Source organism: Cytobacillus sp. FSL W8-0315 (assembly GCF_038002905.1).
Classification (GTDB): Bacteria; Bacillota; Bacilli; order Bacillales; family Cytobacillaceae; genus Cytobacillus; species Cytobacillus pseudoceanisediminis.
On record NZ_JBBOOC010000001.1, the window covers coordinates 2,234,761 to 2,260,151 of the forward strand.

Annotated in this window: 26 protein-coding genes; 24 read left to right on the top strand and 2 right to left on the bottom strand. The window is 39.7% G+C overall.

The features are described 5' to 3' along the window. Nucleotides 1-2 precede the first annotated feature (2 nt). The 19 genes from MKY20_RS11490 to MKY20_RS11580 all read left to right on the top strand — a co-directional run bounded on the left by MKY20_RS11490 (nucleotide 3) and on the right by MKY20_RS11580 (nucleotide 18,012). Nucleotides 3-377: a terminase small subunit gene (locus MKY20_RS11490; protein WP_341001092.1), complete on the top strand. Its 375-nt coding sequence runs from the start codon at nucleotides 3-5 to the stop codon at nucleotides 375-377. Next, nucleotides 370-2,046: a phage terminase large subunit family protein gene (locus MKY20_RS11495; RefSeq protein WP_341001093.1), complete on the top strand. Its 1,677-nt coding sequence runs from the start codon at nucleotides 370-372 to the stop codon at nucleotides 2,044-2,046. Before MKY20_RS11490 ends, MKY20_RS11495 begins: the two co-directional genes overlap by 8 nt. An 11-nt stretch (nucleotides 2,047-2,057) precedes the next feature. After that, nucleotides 2,058-3,836: a portal protein gene (locus MKY20_RS11500; protein WP_341001095.1), complete on the top strand. Its 1,779-nt coding sequence runs from the start codon at nucleotides 2,058-2,060 to the stop codon at nucleotides 3,834-3,836. 69 nt (nucleotides 3,837-3,905) lie between these two features. Next, nucleotides 3,906-4,670 (top strand): hypothetical protein, encoded by a 765-nt coding sequence (locus MKY20_RS11505; protein ID WP_341001097.1) that lies wholly within the window; start codon nucleotides 3,906-3,908, stop codon nucleotides 4,668-4,670. A 14-nt stretch (nucleotides 4,671-4,684) separates the two neighbouring features. Beyond that, nucleotides 4,685-5,617: a N4-gp56 family major capsid protein gene (locus MKY20_RS11510; RefSeq protein WP_341001099.1), complete on the top strand. Its 933-nt coding sequence runs from the start codon at nucleotides 4,685-4,687 to the stop codon at nucleotides 5,615-5,617. 59 nt (nucleotides 5,618-5,676) lie between these two features. Further along, nucleotides 5,677-5,946, top strand: a complete 270-nt coding sequence (locus MKY20_RS11515) for a hypothetical protein (protein WP_341001101.1) — start codon at nucleotides 5,677-5,679, stop codon at nucleotides 5,944-5,946. A 37-nt stretch (nucleotides 5,947-5,983) separates the two neighbouring features. Continuing rightward, entirely contained in the window at nucleotides 5,984-6,523 is a 540-nt protein-coding gene (locus tag MKY20_RS11520; protein ID WP_341001103.1) for a phage adaptor protein, read from the top strand. Further along, complete coding sequence (locus MKY20_RS11525) at nucleotides 6,523-6,747, top strand: hypothetical protein (protein WP_341001105.1); 225 nt, start codon at nucleotides 6,523-6,525, stop codon at nucleotides 6,745-6,747. Before MKY20_RS11520 ends, MKY20_RS11525 begins: the two co-directional genes overlap by 1 nt. Then, nucleotides 6,748-8,802, top strand: coding sequence for a hypothetical protein (locus MKY20_RS11530; RefSeq protein ID WP_341001107.1), 2,055 nt, complete (start codon nucleotides 6,748-6,750; stop codon nucleotides 8,800-8,802). A gap of 34 nt (nucleotides 8,803-8,836) precedes the next feature. After that, complete coding sequence (locus MKY20_RS11535) at nucleotides 8,837-10,207, top strand: hypothetical protein (protein ID WP_341001109.1); 1,371 nt, start codon at nucleotides 8,837-8,839, stop codon at nucleotides 10,205-10,207. 13 nt (nucleotides 10,208-10,220) lie between these two features. Further along, a complete protein-coding gene (locus MKY20_RS11540) occupies nucleotides 10,221-11,042 on the top strand; it encodes a hypothetical protein (RefSeq protein WP_341001111.1) in 822 nt (273 codons plus the stop codon). Then, nucleotides 11,039-11,299: an XkdW family protein gene (locus MKY20_RS11545; protein ID WP_341001112.1), complete on the top strand. Its 261-nt coding sequence runs from the start codon at nucleotides 11,039-11,041 to the stop codon at nucleotides 11,297-11,299. Before MKY20_RS11540 ends, MKY20_RS11545 begins: the two co-directional genes overlap by 4 nt. After that, the gene (locus tag MKY20_RS11550) at nucleotides 11,300-11,440 is read left to right on the top strand and encodes a hypothetical protein (RefSeq protein WP_341001114.1); all 141 of its coding nucleotides are present in this window, start codon (nucleotides 11,300-11,302) and stop codon (nucleotides 11,438-11,440) included. A gap of 1 nt (nucleotide 11,441) precedes the next feature. Next, nucleotides 11,442-12,071 carry a hypothetical protein gene (locus MKY20_RS11555; protein ID WP_341001115.1) on the top strand — a complete coding sequence of 210 codons (630 nt, stop codon included), beginning with the start codon at nucleotides 11,442-11,444 and terminating at the stop codon, nucleotides 12,069-12,071. Continuing rightward, nucleotides 12,035-12,691, top strand: a complete 657-nt coding sequence (locus tag MKY20_RS11560; RefSeq protein WP_341003327.1) for a VgrG-related protein — start codon at nucleotides 12,035-12,037, stop codon at nucleotides 12,689-12,691. The genes MKY20_RS11555 and MKY20_RS11560 overlap by 37 nt, the downstream gene beginning before the upstream one ends. A 12-nt stretch (nucleotides 12,692-12,703) precedes the next feature. After that, the gene (locus MKY20_RS11565; protein ID WP_341001116.1) at nucleotides 12,704-16,624 is read left to right on the top strand and encodes an LPD38 domain-containing protein; all 3,921 of its coding nucleotides are present in this window, start codon (nucleotides 12,704-12,706) and stop codon (nucleotides 16,622-16,624) included. Between the two features lie 5 nt (nucleotides 16,625-16,629). Next, nucleotides 16,630-16,803 (top strand): hypothetical protein, encoded by a 174-nt coding sequence (locus tag MKY20_RS11570; RefSeq protein WP_341001117.1) that lies wholly within the window; start codon nucleotides 16,630-16,632, stop codon nucleotides 16,801-16,803. 43 nt (nucleotides 16,804-16,846) lie between these two features. Then, a complete protein-coding gene (locus tag MKY20_RS11575; RefSeq protein WP_341001119.1) occupies nucleotides 16,847-17,260 on the top strand; it encodes a phage holin family protein in 414 nt (137 codons plus the stop codon). Between the two features lie 2 nt (nucleotides 17,261-17,262). After that, nucleotides 17,263-18,012, top strand: coding sequence for an N-acetylmuramoyl-L-alanine amidase (locus MKY20_RS11580; protein ID WP_341001120.1), 750 nt, complete (start codon nucleotides 17,263-17,265; stop codon nucleotides 18,010-18,012). 409 nt (nucleotides 18,013-18,421) lie between these two features. On the opposite strand, the gene MKY20_RS11585 is transcribed toward MKY20_RS11580, so the two are convergent. Further along, nucleotides 18,422-18,838: a hypothetical protein gene (locus MKY20_RS11585; RefSeq protein WP_341001122.1), complete on the bottom strand. Its 417-nt coding sequence runs from the start codon at nucleotides 18,836-18,838 to the stop codon at nucleotides 18,422-18,424. Next, entirely contained in the window at nucleotides 18,835-19,050 is a 216-nt protein-coding gene (locus tag MKY20_RS11590; protein WP_341001123.1) for a helix-turn-helix transcriptional regulator, read from the bottom strand. Before MKY20_RS11590 ends, MKY20_RS11585 begins: the two co-directional genes overlap by 4 nt. Nucleotides 19,051-19,323: 273 nt before the next feature. Between MKY20_RS11590 and MKY20_RS11595 the strand changes: the two genes are divergently transcribed. The 5 genes from MKY20_RS11595 (at nucleotide 19,324) to MKY20_RS11615 (ending at nucleotide 25,331) form a co-directional block, all read left to right on the top strand. Beyond that, a complete protein-coding gene (locus MKY20_RS11595) occupies nucleotides 19,324-20,625 on the top strand; it encodes an FtsK/SpoIIIE domain-containing protein (protein WP_341001125.1) in 1,302 nt (433 codons plus the stop codon). Next, complete coding sequence (locus MKY20_RS11600; RefSeq protein WP_341001127.1) at nucleotides 20,561-21,157, top strand: replication-relaxation family protein; 597 nt, start codon at nucleotides 20,561-20,563, stop codon at nucleotides 21,155-21,157. Before MKY20_RS11595 ends, MKY20_RS11600 begins: the two co-directional genes overlap by 65 nt. A gap of 14 nt (nucleotides 21,158-21,171) precedes the next feature. After that, nucleotides 21,172-21,639 carry a hypothetical protein gene (locus MKY20_RS11605; RefSeq protein WP_341001129.1) on the top strand — a complete coding sequence of 156 codons (468 nt, stop codon included), beginning with the start codon at nucleotides 21,172-21,174 and terminating at the stop codon, nucleotides 21,637-21,639. A gap of 427 nt (nucleotides 21,640-22,066) precedes the next feature. Then, on the top strand, nucleotides 22,067-22,930 hold the full coding sequence (locus MKY20_RS11610) for an ABC transporter permease subunit (protein ID WP_009332701.1): 864 nt from the start codon (nucleotides 22,067-22,069) through the stop codon (nucleotides 22,928-22,930). Then, entirely contained in the window at nucleotides 22,923-25,331 is a 2,409-nt protein-coding gene (locus MKY20_RS11615) for an ABC transporter permease subunit (RefSeq protein ID WP_019379763.1), read from the top strand. The genes MKY20_RS11610 and MKY20_RS11615 overlap by 8 nt, the downstream gene beginning before the upstream one ends. Nucleotides 25,332-25,391 lie beyond the last annotated feature (60 nt).

The following is a 25,391-nucleotide window of genomic DNA, read 5'->3' on the forward strand; positions in this document are numbered from 1 at the left end:
TTGTGTTATCTGAACAACAAAAGAAATTCGCTGATCTATACATTGCTTCAGGTAATGCAAAGCAAGCTTACATTGAGGCAGGGTATAAAGCGAAAGGGAATGCTGCTGAAGCCTCTGCCAGTCGTTTGCTAAGAAATGTTAAGGTGGCAACATATATAGAAGAACGTAACAATAGCCTGCAGAGTGACAGGATAGCCGATATGGAAGAGATAAAACGCTTCTGGAGTGAAACTGTTAGGGATGGAGAAGTGGACTTAAAACACCGTTTAAAAGCTTCTGAGTATATAGCGAAAACAAACGCTGCTTTCATCGAGAAACGGGAAGTGGCTAACACCCATTCCTTTGAATCTTTATTAGAGGAATTAGAGGATGAGTAAAGAGAAGCTAAAACGCATCTTAAAAGACTCTGAAAGCTATATGCAGAAGTTCTTAAAGATCCGTACGAAAAAAGGTGACATGGTTCACTTCAAGCTTAACTCCTCACAGCGGCGTTTAAATGAGAAAATAAACGAGCTGAAGAGAGAAGGCAAGCCAGTACGTATCATTATCCTTAAAGCACGTCAGATGGGCTTCAGTACACTGACAGAAGGCAGAATCTTTTATGAGACTGCCACAACTAAGCTTATGAACAGTTTCATTATTGCTCATAAGGAAGAAGCATCCACTAACCTTTTTAATATGTCTAAGCTGTTTTATGAGGAATTACCGCAGCTGTTAAGGCCGATGAAGAAAGCTTCCAATGCTAAAGAGCTCATCTTTGAGAATCCTACAGCGGATTTAGATGAAAAGAAGCGAGCTCCAGGGCTTAGAAGTAAGATTAAGATTGATACAGCGAAGAACTTAGACGCTGGGAGATCATCCACTATCCATAACCTTCACGCTTCAGAGGTAGCTTTCTGGGATAATGCAGAGACGGTTATGTTAGGTCTGATGCAAGCGATCCCGAACACAGCTAATACCATGGCAGTTATCGAGAGTACGGCAAATGGTGTGGGTGGTTACTTCTATGATATGTGGCAGAAGGCAAAGCGTGGAGAGAATGACTTCGTTGCAATGTTCTTTCCCTGGTATGAACATGATGAATATAACATGGATGTTCCGAGTGACTTCACCTTAACGGATGAAGAGAAGGAACTGAAAGAGCTATACAATCTGAAAGACAGTCAATTAGTCTGGCGCCGTTGGGCCATCCGGAATAACTGTGGTGGCGATGTGGAGCAGTTTAAACAAGAATATCCTTCTAATGATGAAGAAGCCTTCCTAACAAGCGGAAGACCACGATTCCATGTTCCTGTTCTTAACAAGTGGTATCAAGCAGCCACACAGGGAGAGCGAGGGAATATTGAGCGTGGATCATTCATCCAAGAGGATAAGGGATATCTTGAAGTATGGGAGCATCCTAAAGTTGGTAAGCGCTATGTGATTGGTGCTGATACATCAGAAGGGAAATTAACTGGAGACTATTCAGCTGCTACGGTATGGGAAGCAGAAACCTATGAACAGGTAGCTAAGTGGCACGGACATATTGACCCTGACCTATACGCTGATGAATTAGTGAGATTAGCTAAGTATTACAATACGGCTCTAATCGCACCAGAGAAGAACAATCACGGATTTACAACCATTAACAAGCTGAAGAAGCTTAATTATCATAACGTGTTCCAGATGGAGAAATATGACCAAGCAACGGATAAGACAACTAAAGAGTTAGGATTCCTGACCAACAAGAAAACGAAACCTTTAATCATAGATCATATGGCAAGTTTAATCAGAGAAAATCAAATCAAAACGAGAGATAAAGCGCTAATCAGTGAGTGCATTACTTACATACGTGAAGATGACGGGGCAACAAACGCCCAGGAAGGCTGTCACGATGACTTAGTAATGGCTTCTGCTATAGCGCTTTTTGTGTTGTCTAACTTTATCAGTGATTACTTTGAACACTTCGAATACAACGCACTCTCGCACATTAATAAAGATGATGAACACTTACCTCATGCGCTGCAGGATGATTCAGATGATGATTACAGCTGGCATGACTTATAAGGGGTGATACCTTGGAGAAGTTAGAGAAAGAGAACACAGGCGAACGAGAGGAATATAAACGCATCGTCTCCCATTTCCGTGAAGCATTAAGCGCACAAGCTAACATGCGGGATGAGTGGAGAGAGTACGATGATTTCTACTTAGGGAAGCATTGGAACAAGGAAAGAGCCAGTTGGCGACCTGATCCAGTCATTAACTATGTATCGTATGTAGTGGACCAGAAGGCACCACAATTAACAGATACCAAACCTAGCGGCTTAATCCTTCCTACAGCACAGGACGATGAAGAAGCAGCAAAGCTATTCACGCAGGTAACAGATGTAGTTGCTGAACGAGTGGACTTAGACGACAAAATAGACCAGGTAGTTAGAACTGGACTCTTATTGGGTACCGGCTTTTTTAAGGTTTATTGGGATAACTCATTATCGGGCGGAAGCAAGGAAAAGAACAACATCTGGAAAGGTGATGTGTCCATTGATGTGCCGGACCCTTCCAATATCTTTATAGATCCTTCAGCTGTGACGGTTGATGAAGCACGTTACATTATTTACAACGTGCCTAAGACTGTTCAATGGGTTGAAAAGGTGTTCGGGCAGAAGGTAGACCCTGACCAGGCAATTGAAACAGAGATCTTTGACAGACCTTCTACAAACCACGGTAAAGACCGAGTGGCATTTTACGAGTACTGGCATCGGGATAAGAACGGTGTGCATGTTACGTATGCTGCAGGCGGAAAGATCCTTAAAAAGATTAAACAAGTCTATAAACATGGCAAATACCCATTCATTCCGTTTGTAGCTAAGAAGAATCGTAAGAGCATTTGGGGCATTGGTGAGCCTAAGAACATCATTGATAATCAGAAGCTGCTTAACAAGCTTGTGGAACTACCTGTAACTCATGCTATGCTGCACGCTAATCCTATTACTCTAGTGGATCCTACCTCTGGTATTAATCCGAATAAGTGGACCAACAAGCCGGGTCAGATATGGAACGCTAAAAACCCAAAAGAAGCTGTACACTTCTTGCAGCCGCCACAAATGTCTAATGACGTTTATAAGCTTGCAGATAACATCATCAGTTACATTGAGCGCATAGGTGGTGTATATGACTCTGTAACAGGAGAAACCCCTGGAGGAGTCACAGCAGCTACAGCTATTCAATTGCTGCAGGAACAAGGCTCTATACCAATCAAAGGTATTCTTCGAAACCTACACCAATCCATTAAAGATGTGTATGAGCTCATCATTGAATTGGTAAAGGAGAATTACACAGAGACCCGTTATATTCGGATTATTGATGAAGATGGAACAGTGGAGTTTAAGGAATTCAATGCTGTTCAGTATTCAGAGATTGATTTAGATGTAAAGGTAACAGCTGGAGCATCCACACCAACAAGCAAAGCATATGTAGCACAATTAGCAGCGGATCTATTCCAACAGGGCTTATTACTTGGTAGTGAGTATGTGGAAATGCAGGAAGGCTTGCCGAATAGAGACCGTATTGTATCCCGTTTAAGGGAGCAAGAAGAAATGCAGCAAGCAATGCCGATGGGTCCTGATGGTGCGCCAATGGGTCCAGAGGGTATGCCTATGCCTGGTGAAATACCAATGGAAGGTATGCCGATGGATGAAGGCGCTAGTGCTGTACCTGATGACCGTATGGCGTTTGCTGAGTTTGTACAAGGTTTATCACCGGAAGCGCAGGAAGCAGTCGCACAAGCCCTAGAAGAAGGGGAAAGCGAAGAAGATATAATGCAAGCCATTATGGAAGGGCAAATGAGCCAGGGATGAGAGTTCCTTGGCTCTTTTTATTGATAAAACACTCGCAGGAATAGCGCAAAAATCCAAGGAGGAACCACAATGGAAGAATTAGAACAAAGCGTAAACACGGCGGAAGTCGCTGAACCGTCAACAGTAGTAACTGAAACACCTGAAGTAGTAGAAACGCAGGAACCAGGCGTAAACGATTCTGAAGTCGCTGATCAGAAACCTGTGCAAGATGCTGAAACAAATGCTCGTTATGCTGAAATGAGACGCAATCAAGAAATTAACGAGTTTAAGACAAAAGCATCTACCTATGAAGAAAACTTAAACCGTATTGCTCGATATGCCGGTTATGAGTCTCACGATGAAATGATTAAGGCAGTAGAGGAAGCGGAAAGGCAGCAACAGATCCAACAGGAAGCGCAGCGGTTAGGCATTAATGAAGATGCTTATAAACAGCACTTTGAGCCTGTTAACAGCAAGATGGGTGAGCTTGAAAAAGAGTTAGAAACCCTTCGCACTAAGGAAAAAATGAGGGAAGTCGAAACTGAACTCAAAACTTTATCTGAAAAGTACCCTGATTTCTCTGAATATGAAGAAAAAGTATTTACTGTGGCAGCTGAAAAGGGTTATTCCCTGGAAGATGCCTATAAAATCGCTACCTATGACGATAGGTTGGCTAAAGTAGCGCGCGAAAAAGAACAAGAAGTATTGGCAAAGGTCACGGGTAGGGATGAAAAGCAAGTACTTGCGAGTAATGACCAGCCGAATAATACCAAATTTGATCCTAATTCTATGTCATTGGAAGAAATTGAAGCACTCTCACGCCGAGCAAGGTTAGGAGAGCGCATAACATTCTAAGGAGCTGATTAACCATGGCAGTACAAACTACAGGCCTAGCTGGATTAAGTCCAGAAATGAAAACATATTATGATAAGAAACTTCTTTCTCGTTTACTACCGAATCACGTATTTGGGCAATTCGCTCAAAAGCGCCCGATTCCAAAGAACGGCGGTAAAACAATTGAATTCCGTCAGTTTACTTCATTAGCACCTGCGACTACTGCTATTACAGAGGGTGTAACACCTGCTGGTAACAGCCTAAACGTCACTAATAAGACTGCTACAATCGCTCAATATGGTGACTTTATCGAGATCTCTGATGTTCTAGATATGACAGCTATTGACCCTGTATTAGATGAATCTGCAGAGCTTCTAGGTGAACAGTCTGCTGAAACTTTGGATGTTCTTGCTCGTGATATCATTGTCGCTGGCACAAACGTTCAATATGCAAACGGTCGTGCTTCTCGTATCACGGTAGCTGCAGGAGATAACCTAACGGTTCTTGAAATCCGTAAAGCGGTTAGAACAATGAAGCGTAACAAAGTTAAGCCTCTTGATGGTGGCGATTATGTAGCTATCGTTGAACCAGGTGCAACTTTTGACCTTCAATCCGATGCTAAATGGGAAGCTGCTTCTCAATACGCTGGATCTAAGCAAATCTTCTCTGGTGAAATTGGTAAACTATACGGAGTACGCTTTGTAGAGACTCCACTTGCTAAGAAGTTTGCTGGTGCCGGTGCTGCGGGTGTAGACGTGTACGCAACAATCATCCTTGGTAAAGATGCTTACGGCATGGTGGACGTTGCAGGAAGTGGAGCGGTTCAGAACATCGTGAAGCCCCACGGCTCTGCCGGTACTGCTGACCCATTAAACCAGCGTGCTACAAGCGGTTGGAAAGCAATGTTTACGGTTGCTCGTTTGGAAGAACTTGCAATCCTTCGTATCGAACACACTGTATCTGGATAATTAAATTCATGGGAGGGGGCTTTGGTCCTCTCCTTTTTCTATTATGAGGAGGAATAATAATGGCTAAACAAGTGACCGAAAAAGAAATGCAGAATGTAACTGAGAATACAGCGGATGCCCTTAAAAAGCAGGATAAAGTCAAAGTACGCCTTCATATGCCCCAAGATCAACTAAATAAGTTAAGAGCAGCAGAGGAAGCTGGGAAAAAGGTTGAATGGCCTTATCAAACGGTAGCAGTTAACGGATATATTTTTCAGATTCAATTAGGGAAATCGGTAGAAGTCCCTCAAACAGTTGCGGAAATCTTAGAACAGGCAGGGTTAATCTAAAACTCTGCCTTTCTTTTTATGCAAAGGGGGTTTTTAGATGAATCTTACAGAGATTATTGAAGAAGTAAATAAAGATATAGATGATTCGCTTGATAATGGAGAGATTTCCGGATGGGTTAATCGAGCATTAGATGACTTGACACCGATTGCAAAAGCCGAAGCTAAATATAATAGTGATTCTGCACCGTTTCAATTACCTAATGACTTTTTCGATATAGCACACCTTTTTGTAGGCGATGAAGAATACTTCCCTGTGGAGTTAAATGATCGCGTCAGCAGAGGTTATCGGCTATGGGGAAAAGAAGTAACGCTGCAAAAAAACACAGGTTCAGGTGAAATAGAACTTTATTATTATAAAAGGCTAACACACCTTGAGAACGGCGACGATGTGCCAGAGATAGACCCGGCTTTTCATGATTTGTTAATTTTATATACAATTGCATACAGTCAATTTGCGGATGAGGAACCTGAAAGGCAAATGGATGCCATGAATCGTTATTTCCAGCGGAAAAGGGAGTTTGAAACGTTTGCCTCAAAGCATTCTTATCAAACCTTCCAGATTAGGTTGGTGGAATAATGGCTAGAAAAGAAATTGTCGGCATAACTGATTTTAGCCAAGGGATTAATGTCAAGGATGCAGCGAATTTGATTCCCAAAAATGCTTTGACTGATGCGCAAAATGCAGTAATTGGAAGAGGGTTTATCTCCAAGAGGCCAGGATATGAGCGGTTTATTTCTGCTGCAATCGAACGCCCTGTGAACTGGCAGGATATTGGCGGTAAGAAATGGAGTGATTTATAAATGGCGGATTATACACCGAATTATAACTTATACAAGCCTAATCGAAATGATACAGAACCCGTAGATACAACTCTCTCAGCAAATTTTGAGAAGGTTGACATAGAACTGTGGAAGAAAGAAGTAGATATTTTAACTTTAAATCACGATCTTACTACTAACACTAACCTCCTGCAAGAGCAGATTAATAATAACTCCTTAGCACTTCAGGAGCAAATCAATACGTTAGTAGCGAATGGGGATTCCTCTCCTGCAATAGAGCAGGCATTGGCTGGAACTCCTTATGTTACACTTCGCCAAAAACATGAAGCTATAGATTCGCGTATTGCTGCAAGAGCTGTGGATCTAATAGATTATGAATCATTAGTGGTAGAAGGCAATTGGACAGAAGCTATAAAGGCAGCTTGTGCAGATATACAGCTAATGGGCGGCGGGAAGTTATTTATCCCAAAAGGAGAATATCATTTTACTGCAACAAAAGGCACATTTCTTTATGAATTTAGTGGGTTAAATTATTTCGAATTAGAAGGAAATAACGCCAAACTCATTGATGATCAAATATATAGCACGACTGTCGCTGAACAAGCTATTTTCTTTCAATTCAGAAACTGTAAAAATGTTTCAACCCAAAACGGATTAATCTTACAAAGTCAGTTGTATGAAAGTTTCACGACGGGATTGATTTGGTATAACTTTGTTCAGGGCTGTGAGAACCTTGATATTAATGCAGATATTATTGGAGGAAGAAACGGCGTTAGACTGGAAAGGGCAGAGTCCGAACCACTTGATTATGTTTCTAAAAACATCAAAGCTAATATTAAAGCTGTAAATGTTCGCTACCCTTATTCTAGTACTCGCTCTGGTGACAGTGCAGAGGTCAGATTGAACACTGATTACTGTGGTAGATCATTTTTTGTATACAACTGCAAAAACGTCAAAATTCATTGCGTTGCTAAGAATGATCTTACTTCACTCATTAAGGTTTATACCGGTGGAGTTACAGAAAATATTGATGTGTACTATGAAAACACAGACTCGACACGTAACACAGGTCAAGTTGGGGAAAAAGTATCTGTGCATTTTGGTGATATTACCCCAGCGACATTTAAAAATATCAAGGTAAGGCTAAATGTTAAAAACTATGCGGGTGGGTGGGGTTCGCCTTTTTCTATCGTTAAATGGCTAAATGACCCGAACGATTCCGATAGCGTAGGACGAGGACATGTAATAGATGGGCTTACTATATCAGGATATTCCAAAGGTATTAGTGGAGTCAGTCAGATCACTACCATGGGGAAATTAGCTGCGCCTGACGTTGTAAAGAACTTAAAAATAGATGATTTCACCTTAGTTGACGGTGGTTCTTTAAATCTTGATTTAGGAGATACCCTTCAAGGAACTGCGCACATTAGAAACTCATCTAACAATACAGGGAATCTTAATATTATTAACAGCACCGGTCTGGCTCTGTTCGAGAATTGTAAAACATTAAATTTTGGAGGTTCCAATACCAGTACTTCCGTTCATAAATATGTGAATAGCGAAATTACTAACGGAGCTTCGCAGAACTATAGTAACAACAAGGAATTTGTTAATACTAACACGCCTATCGGCACAATAACATCTGCTCGACAAATCGGAACACCAGGGAACAGCAAAAGCAGTGTTACGGTATTAGGCAGCTTAGCAACTGGGAAAAACATCTTTAAAATCAATACAAAATCATCAGGATACTATAGATTGTCTTATTATCTGAGTTTAGATCGAGGGAATGTAAATCCCGGCACAAGAACTGAAAAATTTGGTGCTAAAAGTTGGACGATGACCGTCAATGGAAGCGGTGTGCTAACATTGCAATCTCCTGTTTCGGATGAAGTAACAGAAAGAATTAAAGGTGATTTTACCGGTGCTTTAGAGGTTACTTTAGTAAATGGAGATGCGAACGGAGCATTTGTGAATGTTAAGAACACCCAAATGACAGGAACTAACGCGTCCGGGACTTTCTCTTTAGAGTGTTTGGCGCAAAATGGTGACGCTTCAATTCTTCCAATACAGTAGGGTATATCTATGTCCCTGAAAGAGGTGAATACGCGTGACTACATGGGATAAAACTTTATATATCCGTCATCCTATAACCAAAATGTATCAATTTTATAAAAGTGATGGAAATGAAGAGTTGTTGATGGCTTCTAATAATCAACTGCACAAGCAAAGCGGCGAATCTTTTGTATCTGTAGGGAACCTAACTAGCAGCAAAGTGAAATTCCTGACATATAAGGATCGGTTTGTGAAAGATGTTGTCTTAGTTGCGGATTATGGACAGTTAAAGAAATATGATGGAAACAGCGTCAGTTCGGTTATTCCATATGACCCAAGTGTTGAAGAACAAACCAACCCGGGTTTAAACGACTTAAATATTCTAACCAACTTTCGAACCTTCGCCGTGAAAAAAGATCGTATTTATGCAGCTGCGCACCCCACCGTTAAAAATAGGGTGTCTTTTTGTTTCATTGACCCTATTATTGGTTCGGCAGTATATGATTATTTTCCGGCATCATATTTCTTTGATGTTGCCACTGAAGATAATGACGAAATCATTGAGTTGAAGGTATTCAGAGATACACTGATTATCTTCTGCAGAAGAAGTATATGGGCACTTCATGGCGATGGTCCTGATTTAGCTAATTTCCAATTAGTAAAAATTAATGTGCCAAAAGGTTGTATTGCTCCGGGTAGTATCCAAGAGGTGGGCAACAACCTTTTTTATTTATCTGATGATCATGTATACAGCCTTTTCTCCACTGATAGGAATTTTATATCTGCAGAGCCGGTGAGTGTAAACATTCATCGGATTCTCAAAGATATGGGTATATCGGATAAAGAAAAAGCGGCTGGAGTATTCCATGACAATAAATACTTTCTTAGTTTCCCAAGCGGACTTACGCTTGTTTATGATACTACATTAAAATCTTGGACCAAATACACGAACATAAAAGCGAATGACTTCCTTGTATTGGATGAAGTACTGTATTTCAGTACGAATGAGGGGTTTATTTATCGTTTCTCTGACACTAAATACTCTGATGATGGGTCACCAATTCCTTTCTTGTTGAAAACGAAAATAATCGATTTCGACTCTCCTATCCATCGGAAAAAAGTTAAGCGTATGTGGATTGCGCAAAAGCAATGGGCTGGCTATCATTCCTCATATGATTTATTTGGAACAATAGATCAATATGAACTGATTGATTTTAAGCAAACCCAAGTTTTAAATGGAGCTGGAGCGGTATGGGATGAAAGCGAATGGGATAACTCACTTTGGGACTTTAGCGAGGTTTCCCAAGATGAGATTAAACTCCGTAAAAAAGCAAAATCATTACAATTACAAATTAGCAACAATAAGGCAGACGAGCCAATATCAATTTTTGGCTTATTTTTTGAGTATCAACGTAAAAAACCATGAGGTGGTGAAGTAGGTGCCAATTCAAAGGAAACATGATTTTCAGCCAGGAATGAAAATTAGTTCTTCTCATATGGATGATGAGTTAAATCAATTTGTTGCTCAACTAAACAAAATTGAGTCTGATGATGATAAAAAAGATGCACTCTTGAGATCTATTGCTCAATTAACAAAGATAACCAATGATCTTGGGGGAGCAAAACTAAACATCACAGACAGCAAACAAGATTTATTTGTAGAATTGTTGAAACTAGGAACAGGGTTTCATACTTTCTACGCTGTGGATGGTACAGCAAACCTTCCAAACGGGAAAAGCACAAGGGGGATTTTTCATAATACCGGGTCGAATATAGGATGGCTACTAGCTTTTGACTATACAAACACCTTGTATTATAACTATTTCAATTCAGGTACTTGGATGGGGTGGAACACAAAGCCGTTTTTAGATGTGTCTAAAACGGATGCAGCTGTTATTTCGGTTAATACCTGGACAAAGATCATTCCGAATTCTCTCGTTTCCAATATTGGAGGGGGAGATTGGGGAGGTGGTACTTATACCATCCCTTCGACTGGTGTGTATCAAATTTACATGAGTGTTAGTATGGCTGGAATGATTGCAGGACATACCATATACACAGCTGCCTATGTAAATGGGAACCTTTTCGACAAAACCAGGATTGCTCAAAAACAGATGTCAGGTGAAAATGATGGCATAGTCATTGGAAGCACAACACTTCACCTTTCTGCAGGTGATAAATTAGACTTTTGGGTTTATCAGAATAGCGCGGGAGCTAAGAACTTGAATTACAGCTATATAAGGGTGGTTAAAATAACATGATACTTGAAAAAGCTATTTTAAAAATCTATCCGGATGCTGTACCGAATAGAGATTTTCTAATAATGGATTCAGGAAGCGGACCCGAAATTAAGCATTGGAAATATAACAAACCTATCCCTACAAAAACGCAATTACAAACTGCGTGGGAAAAAGTCCTGGCTGATCCTAAAGAACTTTCTCCAATCGAAAGACTTGAACAGCAGCAAAAGTTAATGCAGAAGGCGATAGACGATATCATTCTGGGAGGTGCTTTGTAATTGAGTGAATACATGGGGCAAAGAATTATAGACGGAGCATACACCTATGAATATGTAATTACAAAGCGTCCAGACCTCAAAGAAGGGATAGACGCTTATTTTATTTCTCAAGGAAGAGAAGATTTAGTAAAGGTGGGATAACATGGCTGGATTTTCTTACAATTATAACGGCTTAAAGTATAAAGATGCCGAGAATCAAGTAGGAAAACAAGTTAATCCTTTGTATGACCGGGCTATTAGAGGTGTGCAACAGCAAAGGTATCAGAACGATGTTCAATCTGGACAAGTTGCGGCTGCTCGTGGTTTGGGTCGAAGTGGATTAGCTGCGGATGCTCTTAATAAAAACGGCATTGCGGCACAATCGCAAATTGGTGATCTTAATTCTCAGCGCGCTTCCCAGATTGCTGAGATGGCTAATAGTCTATTGGAAAGGGATAAAGACCGGGGGATGCAAGCTCGTTCGCAAGCCTATTCCGAATGGTTAGGGCAGCAGAATTTAACGAGAACAGACCGTGACTTTAATTATCAAAAATCACTTAATGACCGTAACTTCAATTACCAAAAACAGCTTAATGCGGATGAGAAGAAATGGCGTGAGCATACGTTTAATAACATGTCAGCAAAAGATAAGCTTCTATTTAACTATACCAAGCAAAAAGACGGCGAAGACGCTGCATGGCGCATGTTTGAGTTGAAATATAGAGGTGAGTTAGAAAAGAGCATGAATGATTCGCAATTAAGCCTGTATGGACAGGATTTTCTAATACCGTAGGAGGCGGGTCTGGTTCAACTACTTTAGGTTCTTTATCTAAAAAGTATGAATCAGGCTCATCCGGTCCTGGAACCATCGCCCGAAATAGTGGTGATTGGGGTGGTGCATCCTACGGAACCTATCAAATTGCCACTAATACCGGTACTATGTCTAGTTTCTTAAGTTATGCCAAAAGAAAAGACCCGAAGATCGGGAACATGCTTGCTAAATATGCTCCAGGTTCTAAAGCGTTTGATTCAGCGTGGAAGGGAATTGCAGCTATGAAGCCCGCGGAATTCAATCGTCTGCAGCATAATTTTATTAAGGCTTCCCATTTTGATCCTGCTGCAAAGATGATAAAAGGCGCTACTGGTTTTGATGTTAATAGATATTCCGTTGCTGTTCAGAATGTTCTTTGGTCTACTGCTGTTCAACATGGGTCAGGTGGAGCGAAAAACATATTTAGAAATGCTGGAATCAGACCAGGGATGAGTGAAGCAGAGATAATCAGACGGGTGTATAACGAACGGGGAGCCAATAACGGCTTAAAGTATTTCTCTCGTTCCTCCGCAAGCATACGTCAGTCAGTTGTGAACCGATTCCGAAATGAAATGAACGACGCACTCAGAATGTTAGGTTAGGGCGGTGGAAAAATGGCATGGAATGAAGATAAGTATAAAAGGATATTTGAATCGCAGTATGGTAAAGGCTCGTTTGATTCGGGCCTTTCTTCTGCTCGTGCTATTGGCGAGAACAAGGCAAGGGCTGAATATGCGAAGAAATTATATGAACAGCGCAAAAAAGAACAGCAAGAAGCTGCCCTGAAGCAAAGTTTATTTTCCGATAACGTAGATAATACCACGCTTACTATGAGGGATGGCACGACTCTAACCCTTGAAGACATGAGAAGGCAAGGAGCGTATCGAATTAGCGAGGAAATCCGTAACGACCCTTATCTGAAAGCGCAAGTGAAAGAAAAAGGGTTTGGCATAGATGAATATGTCGATTCCCTTTATGATAAACTGTCAAACGGTAAGTTTCGTTCACAAAGAGAATATAATAAATTCTCTGAAGCACAACAAAAAGAAGCAAATAAAAAGCCGACTAAAGAGGATTTAATCGCTCAATTCAGCAAACAAACTGCTTCATCATCAGCGAAAAAAAAAGAGAAGAAAGATGATGACGGCCCATCCTTATTAAAAGATATTTTCACTCCTTTAAAACGGTTCGGTCAGGCTATTAATCCTTTTGATGATGTGAGTATCAAAGAAGCGATTCAAGGCAATGTAGACGATGCCTTAAAAACAGAAAGAAGTTCTGTCACCAAAGAAGTGACAAGGGGATTAACACGTATTGCTAACACCGGTACATTAGGTGCTCTTGACCAAGTTTACAAGAAAACTAATGACGGTGAAAGGGCTGCTCAATTCACAAACGAGGATAGAAGCACAGGCGGTAAGGTAGCTGATTTCGGTTATGATGCACTAGGTTATCTAATCCCTGGTGTTGGTGCGTATGGAGCTGTCAGAGGGGCAGGATTAGGCGTTAAATCTGGTTCGCGAGGATTAACTAAGCTCAGGCAACTAGCGCAAGAGGGAGCCATTACAGGGGCTGGAATTGGAGCAGCTGAAGTAGGGGTAAGAGAAGGTCTTAATCCTGGTGATACTACTACAGCAGATAACCTGAAACATATTGCTCTTGGTGGTGCATTGGGTGCGGTTGCAGATCCTGCATTATATGGTGCTGGTAAAGTAGCTGGAAATGCGCTTGCTAGGTTTGCTAAAGGTGATGTACCTACTTATAGCGGTGGTGTGAGCAATGATGTAATAAACAATTTACCTAGGTCTCAAACCCCTAGTCAAGGCGGTCAATCAAATCAATTATTTGATAATCTAATAGCTAATTCTCGTCAAATGGATGAAACTGCAGCTACAAGATCCTTAGAATCTTTAAGAAATCCTGAACCAATTCAACCGGCTGGCAATCTTGAACGTTTACGAGCTGGACGGGATTTTGAACCGATTAACAGAGGAACTGCAGAAAGAGAACCTGAATTAGCGCGTGTGAGTGACGTATTGCTAGATGATGCACGACAATCCCAGGGTGATATGAACTCTTTCCGTTCAAGAATTAACGACACACCACAGAAGAAAGATGGCAACTTAAAAGGATTGCGTGCTCAATTCATTGATGATGTAGCCCCATTAGAAAACATCGAAAAGCAAATAGCAGGAAAAGTCGGCAGCGCAGAGAATAGTTTATACAAGCAAGCGCGGTTATTTAGAGGAAGTCCGGAGAAAGCGCATATGATGGTACAAGAGCAATTACAGCCAGTGCTTAGAGATCTTGAAACGAGTAAAATAGATTATAAAGACCTTCGTGACTATGCGCTTGCTGTTCATGCGAAAGATGTTAATGAAAATGGTATTAATTCAGGCTTTACCAACGCAGAAATAGATGATGTTATCCGGAAACTTGGTTCTGAGCCTATGGAAGCAGCAAGACAAAAGCTCTTAGGCGTTAATAACAATGTCCTGGATATGCTGTCATCTAATGGAGTGCTTAGTCGTGAACAAGTAGACGCAATGAAACAGAAATGGCCTAATTATATGTCTTTGTTCCGTTCCTTTGATGATGATAAAATCGAATTTGCTGGAGGAATGAATAAAGCAATGGCGAACGCAACAAACCCTATCAAGAAATTGGAGGGTTCTAGCCGTGATGTTATTGACCCCATGGAAAGCATGGTAAAGAACATCTTTAAAGCGGTGAACACAGTAGAAAAGAATAAAGTTTCTACACAAGTTGCTAAATTAGCTGAAAAAGATGTTGAGGGTAATTTCATCCGGAAGTTAGCGGATACTGAAGATGCTAGCAGGCTAAATGTTATAAGTGTTCTCAATAATGGGAAGAAAGAAAAATATGAAGTTCCTCCTGAAGTCTATAAAACTTTAATGAATTTAGACAAAGAGAGCACCAATACACTTATAAAGATACTTCAAAAACCAGCTTCTATGCTTCGTGCCGGTGCTACCCTTACACCTGAATTTAGTTTACGTAACCCATTGCGTGACGTTCCACATGCTTTCATTGTATCTGAATCGGGCTTTAATCCCATCACTGACTTTACCTATGGATTAGTACAGTCAATTGGTAAGGGACGTACAATAAAAATCGGTAGGAAAGAGTACAAAGTACCTGGTGAGCTTTATAAACAGTGGGTAAAAGAAAATGGTGGTTATGGCAATATCATTTCAATGGATAGAGAACTTCATAGGCAAACTCTTAAAAAGGCTCTTACTGACGTTAACACGAATTATATTGATGTATTAGATCCGAAAACGTATACTTCAATCATGAAAAAGTTCGCTAATCCTATTGGTGTATTACGTACTGTTGCAGATGTAAGTGAATCAGCAACTAAGGTTGGAGAATTTAGAGCAGCGTTGCGCAAAGGGGTATCACCACAAGAGGCGGCATATCGTGCGAGAGATATCATGGATTTCGGAAGAGCTGGTATTAGCGTGAGGGAGGCTAACAAAGTAGTGGCATTCTTAAATGCGAATATCCAAGGTAAAAGCAAATTGTGGAGAGCATTTAAAGAAAATCCTGCTGCTGTTACAGGTAAAGCTATTGCATCAGTTACTTTGCCAACGATAGGCGCAATAGTAGCCCAACACACATATTCTAACGAAAAACAAAGAGAAATACTTGATGATGCTCCACGTTGGTTGAAAGACACTTTTTATCTTATTCCTGTCCCTGGCACTAATCAAATTGCCCGAATACCTAAACCTTTTGACTTAGCTTTCGCATTCTCGAATACAATTGAAAGAGCGGCTGATTATATTTACAAAAATGACAAAGAAGCTTTCAATGATTGGGTTAAACAAGGGTTTTCTACTGCGGCTGTTCCTACTATGTTAACAGGGATTGCTCCTCTTGTTGAAGGTATGGCAAATTACTCTTTCTTCCGTCAAGGTCCGATAATTCCGCAACGAGAGCAAAACATGGAGTATCCAGACCAATACGATATTAACACCACTGAGACTGCTAAGTTTATTGGAAATCAAATCAATAAGGTTACAGGTGGTCAGGGCGCTTTCAGAAACTTTGGATCTCCGAGAGTAATTGATAACACAATCCAAGGATTTACAGGCGGTTTAGGAACTTACGGTACTAGTGCTATTGATTACTTTGTAAATAAAGCTAGTGATACTGATAAGCCGCAAAGACCAACCAAGAGCATCGATCAGGCGCCATTAACAAGGGCTTTCTTAGTTAATCAATCTTCAACCGGAGCATCTTTAGATAAGTTGTATAAATTGAAAGATACCTTGTCAAAACAACGTGGTTCTGCATCTACCAACGATAGGGAGTTCGAAAAAGAAGGCTTATATGATGCTGTTAATGATTTCACTAAACGAATTAGTGAAATTAACAAAGAAATTCGAGCGGTTGAAAACTCTCCGGAGCTTACTTCGGATGAAAAGAAAAATGCAATGGATGAACTGAACAAGGTAAGGAATGAAATTGCTCGCCAAGCTATGGAACTATTACAAAATGTGGAGTGATGAAATTGGCGTGGTATCATTGGATTGCAGGATGGCTCATAATTATAGCTGGAACAACATTTACAATTATTCCGGATAAACCTTTGTGGTTGTGGGCTGCGATTTTTATTGTAGGTTTAATGGGATTGTTAATGGTGTTTTTACCTCATAAAGAGGATAAATATGCGAATAAAAATTAAGAGGGCTGATTTTCAGCTCTCTTTTTATTTGGGGGAGAAAAGAATGAAACATAATACCGACACATTATATACAGTTATCACTGGCGGCACTATATCTAGTGTCGCTTATTTATTTGGAGGATTAGATAAGCTACTGTTAGCATTTGTGATTCTTATGGCATGCGACTTCGCCACAGGAGTACTAGCTGCTTTCTATGATAAGAAAGTATCTTCGAAGAGCGCGTATAAAGGCTTGGCTAAAAAAGGCGGCATGTTCGTTATGATCATTGCTGCTAATGTAGTGGACCAGGTGACAGGGAGTGATAATCACTTCATGAGGAATGCCATGATCATGTTTTTGATTGCCACAGAAGGAATTAGCTTAATTGAAAATCTTGGCCGTTTAGATGTAACGGTACCTAAATTTTTGTCGCAGGCATTCTCTCAATTGAAAGATAAACATGGTAAGGGGGAGTAAATATGAAAATCTCATTGTCTCCAGGTCATGCTTCAACTACTTCCGGCAAACAAACACCTGACGGCATGAAAGAATGGGAGTTTAATGCTGCGGTTGTAAAGTGTATTATTGACGGGCTAGAAAACTATGAAGATGTTCAAGTTTTGCGTTTGGATGATCCATCAGGAAAAAAAGATATTTCCTTGAAAACTCGTTCTGATAAAGCAAACGCCTGGAAATCAGATGTGCATATTGACATACACGCAAACGCTGCGGGTCCTGGAGGCTGGTATGATGACGCAAAAGGGATTGAAACCTTTGTATACACTTCTAAGCCTAAAGAAGCTCTTACACTTGCTCAAAAGGTGCAAAGTAACCTTGTCTCAGCGACTAAACTTCAAAACAGAGGTGTAAAAGCAGCTGATTTCCATATGCTCAGAGAAACAAAGATGACTTCTATTTTAATCGAAGCTGGATTCATGACAAATAAGGATGAAGCGAAACTCCTGAAGTCCGATAATTATCGAAGAATCGTTGCTGGAGCTATTCTTGATGCGTTGGTTAGTCATTATGGGTTAAAACAGAAAGCGAGGGTATCAGCCGTGAAAAAAGAGGATCTTTCTAAGGTATGGGGTGCAGATTCCATTAAAAAAGTAATTGATCAAGGTGTTATCCCGGGATATTCTGATGGAACATGGAGACCTAACGAACCAATTAAAAGGGCAGAACTTGCTGTTATTTTGGATAGGTTAGGATTACTGAATAAAAAGTAAAATCAAGAGCCCTCTGCTTTTACGGAGGGCTTAACTAATCATATCCACTCTTTTAGCGGTTTCCCCTTATTCCACGTTAGATTCTTCACATTCTCATATACTTCCGGATAACACTTGCTGCAGTAATACTGTCCTAACAGCACCCACATTTCATTTTCTGGATGCCATTTAGCACAGTACAAACACATTTTATTCATTTCTTACCTAATTTCCTTAAAATCCGAGGATGTGAAGTTTTTAATAATAATTGGAAAATTTTCTTTAACGCTTCATCTGATGGCTGTTTCATGTTGTTTTCTCCTTTTTAATTATCCTACGTTTAATAGTATAGTAAATAAATTCTTGTGCCTTCTTCTTATTTAACTCAAATTTAGGTCCTTTGATTATGTTTACTTTCATATTTCACCTCTTACTTATCCCATAGACCATCGTTATCTAAATCTCTGTCTATTCCACCTGCGTCATAATCCCACATGCCGTCATTATCTATATCGTTGTCAATCCCACCAAAATTATAATCCCAAGAACCGTCATTGTCTAAATCTTTGTCAATTCCTGAATTAAAGTCAGGGACAGGCTCATATGTGCTGAGTTCAAGTTCTTCTAATGTAATAACCAATTCTTCATTAGCTGATTTTAGTTCTTCGTTCTCTGTAGCAAGATCGTAATTTTCTAATTCCAAATCACTCATCTCATCTTCTAGCTCATCTATCGTAACCTGCATTTCTTCAATTGTATCTTCCAATTCATAAATCGCTTCATCATTTGCTGCATTCTCGGAACACCCGGCGAGCAATAATAAAGGGATCATTAATAACCTTTTCATTCTTCTGTACCTCCACTTGTTCGTTCATATAAATCATCTACCTTAACACCTAATAAATCAGCTAATATGTATGCTTTATCAATAGGTATAAGACTTCGGCCAGATTCATAATTTCTTAATTGTTTCACGCTTACACCTAAATTTTCAGCTATGAAACTCTTTTTATAACCACTTTCATCTGTAAGTTTTTTAATTTTACTCTTAATATCCATCATCATCACCTGAGAATATATTCCACATAGACAAGTGTTATTCCTCTTAGGAACAAAAATTAGCCTGTTCGAGGAATTTTAAGTGGCATAACGGACAATCCAATCATAATACCATTAACTATATCCCTTGGAATTTCCAAATTAGAATTTGTGTTGGCAGAAGAAAAAGCCTGTTATACCAAAGTAGAACAGACATTTTTAGCATTCTAAGTAAAAGGGATACTTACTATCGTAAGTTCAATGAGGTGGCGTAGGAAGGAGGAAGATAAACAAATGATTTTCGAAATCTTATCGACAGCTGCATTCGGAGCAATTTCTTTGAAAGCTTATTTATCAAAAAGCGGAGTAGGGAACGATTCTCAAAAACTGAATAAAATTTTTACTCTTAGCGGCCTGAATGTTAAAGACGGCAAACAGACACTTACAGCTCAACTGATGAAGAAAAGAAATTATGATTGGGGAAACGAATACCGTTACCGCATACCATTAGGCAGAAGTTTTGAAGATTACCTTAGCAAACAGAAAACCATTGAAGCGGGGATAAATACTCGTTCTGTAAAGATGCAGTTTAAAGACCTTAGAAGCCTAAAATTAGACCGTCACATCATTTCAAATATAAAGAGTCTATACGAGAAGAACCTAGCCGATAGGAAGGAGATAGAGCTTTCATATGACGGTATGTTGATTATAAGAGTGTACAATGATCCGTTACCCGCCAAAATTGAATTTGAAAAGGCTGATGACTGGAAAGTGTTTTTTGGTGTAACCAGGGAGAAAAACAAACCTATCTATCATGATTTTAGAGAAATCCCTCATTTAGCATTAGGAGGGGCAACACGCTATGGAAAATCAAACACAATTAATTGCATTATCACATCCTTGCTCCAGCAGCATCCCGAAAACACAAGATTACACCTTGTTGATTTAAAAGGTGGTATGGAATTATGTGATTACGAAAACATCAAACAGACAGTATCTATCGCTTACGAGCCAGAAGAAGCTCTTTTAACACTTGAAAATGCTTATTGCCGAATGAAAGCTATGCAGCAAAGGATTAAAAAGTTAGGCAAAAAGAAAATTGAAGATACCGATATCCAAGAAAGAAACTTTATCATCATAGATGAAGTTGGGGAATTAAATCCGGATGAGGCAGTGGATGGGGAAGAAAAGAAGCTGAAACAAAAATGCCAAAAATACATGTCCCAAATAGCTCGTTTAGGTGCAGGGGTGGGATTTTACCAAATTCTAGCCACCCAGTACGGAACTGGAGATGTCATCCCTCGTCAATGTAAGCAAAATAGTGACGGAAAGTTATGCTTCCGTGTGCAGTCAGGTACGGCCTCTAGAGTTGTTTTGGATAGTGATGGAGCGGAGCATCTTCCTAAAATCAAAGGGCGGGCAATTTATCAAACAGCAGATAAAAGAACTATCGTTCAAACACCTCTTATCACACCAGATATCATACAAAAAACTATTCAACCTTACATCATTGATAAAGGAGGTTTGAGACTTGAAACCATTAACAGAGAGACAAGAGAAGATACTGTTATCTTTGAAAAAACAGGATTATCTTAATCGGGATCAGTTAATGCGAATGCACAGGCTGGGAAGTGTAAGAAATGCCAACCTTGTGTTAAAAAACCTATCACACTATTTATCAAGCTTTAGGGAAGATTCTAATCCCACTGTGTATTTTTTAAATAAAGAAGGAAGAGAGTATGTCAGGTCTGAAAAGGTAAAACGAAAAACCAAATTTGTAAATCACTATCTTATGAGGAACGATTTTTACATCTACATGGGCTATCCTCACGAATGGGAAAACGAATTGAAAATAAGTGATGGAACATATACGGTCATATGTGATTCTTATTTTAAAAAGGATGGCAGATATCATTTCCTGGAAGTAGACTCTACACAAAAAATGATTGTTAACAGGAAGAAGATTGAGCAGTACAAAGGCTTAATGAAAGAAGGGAAACTTGCTAAAAATGTAGGTCATTTCCCTAAGTTAGTTTGGCTTACAGTAACTGAGTTGAGAAAAAAACAGTTAGCGGCATTGTGCAAAGGGCTGCCTTTTGCAATTTACACCATGAATGAAATCAAATAAAGGGAGTGTCTATAATGTCTAAAATGATTAATTTTAAAGACTTTATGACTGGAGAATATAAAACGAAGGAAAAGGTGAAAAAGAAAAAAAGAATGCGTAATGTGGCAAGAATCGCAAGCGCAGCTATACTCCCTGTGGCAACTTGCGGGGCTGTTGGGACATTAGGGTTTGCTGCAAAGGCTTTCGCTGCCACGAGTTCTCCTGTAATTGCTCCAGTTGCAGTGGAAGCTACAGCGAAAGAATGGATGGGAGAGCAAACATTATCAGCATTAGCACATGTATTGGATCCTGTAATAGATATTCTCGTGGCATTATCCTTTCCTATAGCAAGTGTGATAATTGTAGGAGCTTGTTTCTTGTTTATGTTTAGTAGCGCAGAGAAAGCTTGGACTATGATTCAAAACGCAGGACTAGGTTATGTGTTGATCCAGGTATCCCCTTTAATCTTAAATGTACTGAAGCAAGTGGGCAATGCAGTATAAAAAAAGTGGTCAGCAGCCAAAATGACCACATGACCACAAAATGACCACGCACTTGCAATACACAAGCTGAAATTCAAGGGTTTTAAGGCTTCATAAGGTGGTGAGAGGAACCTGTTTGAAACCAATTGCTTCTACATTATCATTTGTCATCGATGGTAAAAGGGATTGGCGGAATATTTAAAGCTTAACTGATCATGGCCGAATAGGCCTTTTTTTTATCTCTTATTTTAATGGCGTGGAATTATATATAAAAATCAGACTTGAAAAAAAATTAAATATATTTGAAAATAAAATAGCTGGTCTATTTTTTGCGACTCCCATTGTATAGGAATTATTATCCAGAAGAATTTATCGCATGATTGACAAAGTTTTTTAGATAAAAGTGAAAAGATAGAAAAATGGCTCATGGTCATAAAGGGGGATTTGTATGGTTCGTGCTCTTCAGCAAATATTTATCATATTTATATTAATTTTGCTACTTGCGGCATTGCCAAAAATTATTTCTGTTGATCCATCAAACGGGAGTCTTGATTGGAGCTTTGAAAGTCTACCGCAGATTTATGGAGATTTTATTAAAGAAGTAAGCGGGGGCAGCCTGGGTACCTATCAGCTCGGCCGGCAAACTCGTCCTATAGCGGAGGATATTGCTGATAACTTTACTACCAGTCTGCTAATTGTATTGATTGCTGTGAATGCTTCCTTAGTTATAAGTCTTATTTTCGGGGTATTTATCAGCCGTTTCAAACTAACTAAGCTTTTTGGTGCATTCTTGAATATCCTTGCGTCCATACCCGACTTTATCATCATTGTAATGTCTATGATTCTCGCTGTTAAAATATATAAAATGACGGGGATCAGAGTGATCTCACTAAGGCCGGATGGAGGAGCCCTTAACACCTGGTTTCCAACAGTGCTCGCAAGCTTAGCTCCAACTCTATATCTATTTAAGCTTGTTTCGGTAAAATATTATCAAACAAGCGGGGAGGACTATATAAAGACTGCAGTTGCTAAAGGAATGAGCTTGAATTACATAAATTTTCAGCATGTATTTAAAAATTTGGAGCCATTTATTAAATCTGAGCTAATCAAAGTGATTTCCCTGGCGATTGGCAATCTCTTCATTATTGAACATATTATGAATGTCTCCGGCATAACTAAATTTATTTTTCAGAGCAATGAGGTCCAGCCGATCGCAATTGGCTTGTTTGCCATGCTTTTGATTTCTCTAATTGTCTATATTTCTAACAGGCTCATATTCTATCTGTTTAAACGGGGTTTTATCTATGAATAAGCTGCTAAAAATAAATTACTCCTTGATTATCGGAATTCTTATGGTTGCAGGCTTGCTTTTTTTCAGCATATTTGGACCTTATCTTGCACCGCATTCATTGACTGCAGCATTGGAAACACAATATACAAACGGGAAGGTTTTGGCCCCGCCATTAGAGCCCTTTGAATCACCCTCCTATCCGCTGGGGACAGACAAATGGGGCTACGACCTTTTGTCCATGATTTTATATGGATTAAGATACACTGTTTTTATTGCAGCTGCTGTTACGATGATTAAAATGGCTTTCGGAACAATCATCGGTTTGTATGCTGGCACATTGAAACGGACACCAGGCTGGCTGATTGCTTTTGAAAATGCCTGGAGCTATGTTCCGCTGTTTCTGATCCTGTATTTTTTCCTGGCGCCAATAAGCTTCAACAGCAGCCTTAAACAAAATGTATTAATAGTCTACTTTATAGTTATTGCGTCGGTCATCAGCATTCCTAGCATCGTGTCATCTGTAAGGCTTAAAACCGCTGAATTATATAAGTCCGTTTATATTGAAGCGGCCAAAGCACTGGGTGCTGGAAAACACCGTTTGATTTGGAAGCATCTATTTCCTCAGTTAAAGGAAACTTTCCTTGTTATGTTTATACTTGAAATTGTGTATGTGATTGCTCTTATGGGCCAGCTGGCGCTTTTAAATATTTTTGTCGGCGGAACCATTATGAGATTTGACCCCATCATATACCTATCAGCTACAAAAGAGCTCGCAGGGCTGGTTGGGCAGGCGAGGTTGAATATCTATGGAAACACTCATATATTAGTTGCGCCACTTGCAGTCCTTTTATATACAACAGTATCCTTCAGCCTTCTGGCAAATGGATTGAAGAATCGATTTCAGTCAAATTATCAGCGTACACCGTGGATTAGGACAGGGCATGAACCATTAATTCAGCCTTCCAGAAAACAATATGGCCAAAAAAAGAAGTTTTGGTCATTTTCTGCCCCAAAAGCAGCCTTTTCTTCACTAGTCATTGCTTTTGCTGGTGCTGGAATTTATGTAATGGCAGCAAAAGATGCCAATATTGGCGTTAAAAGCGGCAGCCACTCGGATTACAACATTGATCTGAAAATGAATGGCGAAGGTTATTTCACTGCCAATGCTAATATCCAAGTGAAAAACCAATCAAATAAAGAATGGGAAGACCTTGTATTTTATTTCATTCCAAACGTTTTTGCAGAGGGACATACATTTGATTCAGTCGAGGGAACATCTGAGGCAGATATCGGGAAGGTAACAGTGAACGGGCAAAAAGCGTCATTTATGCTAAAGGGTGATACGTTAACCATAAAGTTAAAACCTGAAATGAAAGATAAAAGAAGACATAATGTAAAGATCGAATATGGATTTACAGTCCCTGACAAAGGCAGCCGCTTTTCAAAAGTAGACACAAACTATTATCTTGCTCAATGGTACCCTATGGCTGCAGTTTATCAAAAAGGCAAATGGAATAAAGAGCCGTATATGGAAGGACTGGAAACATTTCATACAGGCTTCTCTGATTTCAACGTTTCCTATAAGCTTCCGAAAGGGTATTCTCTGGCTTCCACAGCAGACAAAGATCCTGCAGAAGGGAAGAATGAAGGGCATATTAAAGCCAAAAAGGTCAGGGATTTCTTCATTGCTGTCATGAAGGATATGGAAGTTCATGAAACGGAAGCGAAAGACGGCGTGAAGGTCAGATTGTTTTCAAGAAGCAATCATGACAAAGACCCTGTAGCTTCATTGACACTGGCCAAAAATGCATTAACATTCTATCAGGATCATATTGGAGACTACCCGCATGAGCAGCTTGACATCGTTTTAGATGATGGACAATTTATGGAATATCCCGGTATTGTAACCATTAACCCTTATATTGATGATAAGAGATTTTATGATATATCTATTGTTCATGAAATTGCGCATCAGTATTTTTATGGAGTAGTGGCCAATGACCCCTACAATAATGCGTGGATTGATGAAGGAATTACTGAATTTGCCACCTCTATGTATTTCTATGCAGGTCAAAACCAGGCTGAAAGACAGGCATTTGGCATTTCCCATTTTCGAATGGAGGCCATTGAAGAAGCTGGACTTGGAAGGCAATATTCAAATGTGCCGGTTAATGAGGTAAAGCATTCAGGCTATATCTATGGGCAGCCTTCTCTGGAGATTTTACAGATGATTCAGGAAAAATATACCCTAAAAGGAGAATCCCCTAAAGCCGTGGGGATGCAGTTCCTGTCAGATTATTATCAAAATTTCCGTTATAAAGAGGTCGATACAAAGGAGTTTATATCCTTCACAAAAGATTACTTCAGTGTTCCGACCGGTTATTTCAATAATTGGATTGATACATCTAAACTAGACAGCTAAATAGTTCATTTAAACAAAAACAAGCAGTCATTGAGCCTGCTTGTTTTTGTTTAACCAGGC

Excerpts from the sequence above, each read along its gene's own strand:
- MKY20_RS11495 (WP_341001093.1), top strand. The coding sequence starts at position 370 with ATGAGTAAAGAGAAGCTAAAACGCATCTTAAAAGACTCTGAAAGCTAT.
- MKY20_RS11505 (WP_341001097.1), top strand. The coding sequence starts at position 3,906 with ATGGAAGAATTAGAACAAAGCGTAAACACGGCGGAAGTCGCTGAACCG.
- MKY20_RS11510 (WP_341001099.1), top strand. The coding sequence starts at position 4,685 with ATGGCAGTACAAACTACAGGCCTAGCTGGATTAAGTCCAGAAATGAAA.
- MKY20_RS11515 (WP_341001101.1), top strand. The coding sequence starts at position 5,677 with ATGGCTAAACAAGTGACCGAAAAAGAAATGCAGAATGTAACTGAGAAT.
- MKY20_RS11520 (WP_341001103.1), top strand. The coding sequence starts at position 5,984 with ATGAATCTTACAGAGATTATTGAAGAAGTAAATAAAGATATAGATGAT.
- MKY20_RS11525 (WP_341001105.1), top strand. The coding sequence starts at position 6,523 with ATGGCTAGAAAAGAAATTGTCGGCATAACTGATTTTAGCCAAGGGATT.
- MKY20_RS11530 (WP_341001107.1), top strand. The coding sequence starts at position 6,748 with ATGGCGGATTATACACCGAATTATAACTTATACAAGCCTAATCGAAAT.
- MKY20_RS11545 (WP_341001112.1), top strand. The coding sequence starts at position 11,039 with ATGATACTTGAAAAAGCTATTTTAAAAATCTATCCGGATGCTGTACCG.
- MKY20_RS11555 (WP_341001115.1), top strand. The coding sequence starts at position 11,442 with ATGGCTGGATTTTCTTACAATTATAACGGCTTAAAGTATAAAGATGCC.
- MKY20_RS11565 (WP_341001116.1), top strand. The coding sequence starts at position 12,704 with ATGGCATGGAATGAAGATAAGTATAAAAGGATATTTGAATCGCAGTAT.
- MKY20_RS11575 (WP_341001119.1), top strand. The coding sequence starts at position 16,847 with ATGAAACATAATACCGACACATTATATACAGTTATCACTGGCGGCACT.
- MKY20_RS11580 (WP_341001120.1), top strand. The coding sequence starts at position 17,263 with ATGAAAATCTCATTGTCTCCAGGTCATGCTTCAACTACTTCCGGCAAA.
- MKY20_RS11585 (WP_341001122.1), bottom strand. The coding sequence starts at position 18,838 with ATGAAAAGGTTATTAATGATCCCTTTATTATTGCTCGCCGGGTGTTCC.
- MKY20_RS11590 (WP_341001123.1), bottom strand. The coding sequence starts at position 19,050 with ATGGATATTAAGAGTAAAATTAAAAAACTTACAGATGAAAGTGGTTAT.
- MKY20_RS11595 (WP_341001125.1), top strand. The coding sequence starts at position 19,324 with ATGATTTTCGAAATCTTATCGACAGCTGCATTCGGAGCAATTTCTTTG.
- MKY20_RS11605 (WP_341001129.1), top strand. The coding sequence starts at position 21,172 with ATGTCTAAAATGATTAATTTTAAAGACTTTATGACTGGAGAATATAAA.
- MKY20_RS11610 (WP_009332701.1), top strand. The coding sequence starts at position 22,067 with ATGGTTCGTGCTCTTCAGCAAATATTTATCATATTTATATTAATTTTG.
- MKY20_RS11615 (WP_019379763.1), top strand. The coding sequence starts at position 22,923 with ATGAATAAGCTGCTAAAAATAAATTACTCCTTGATTATCGGAATTCTT.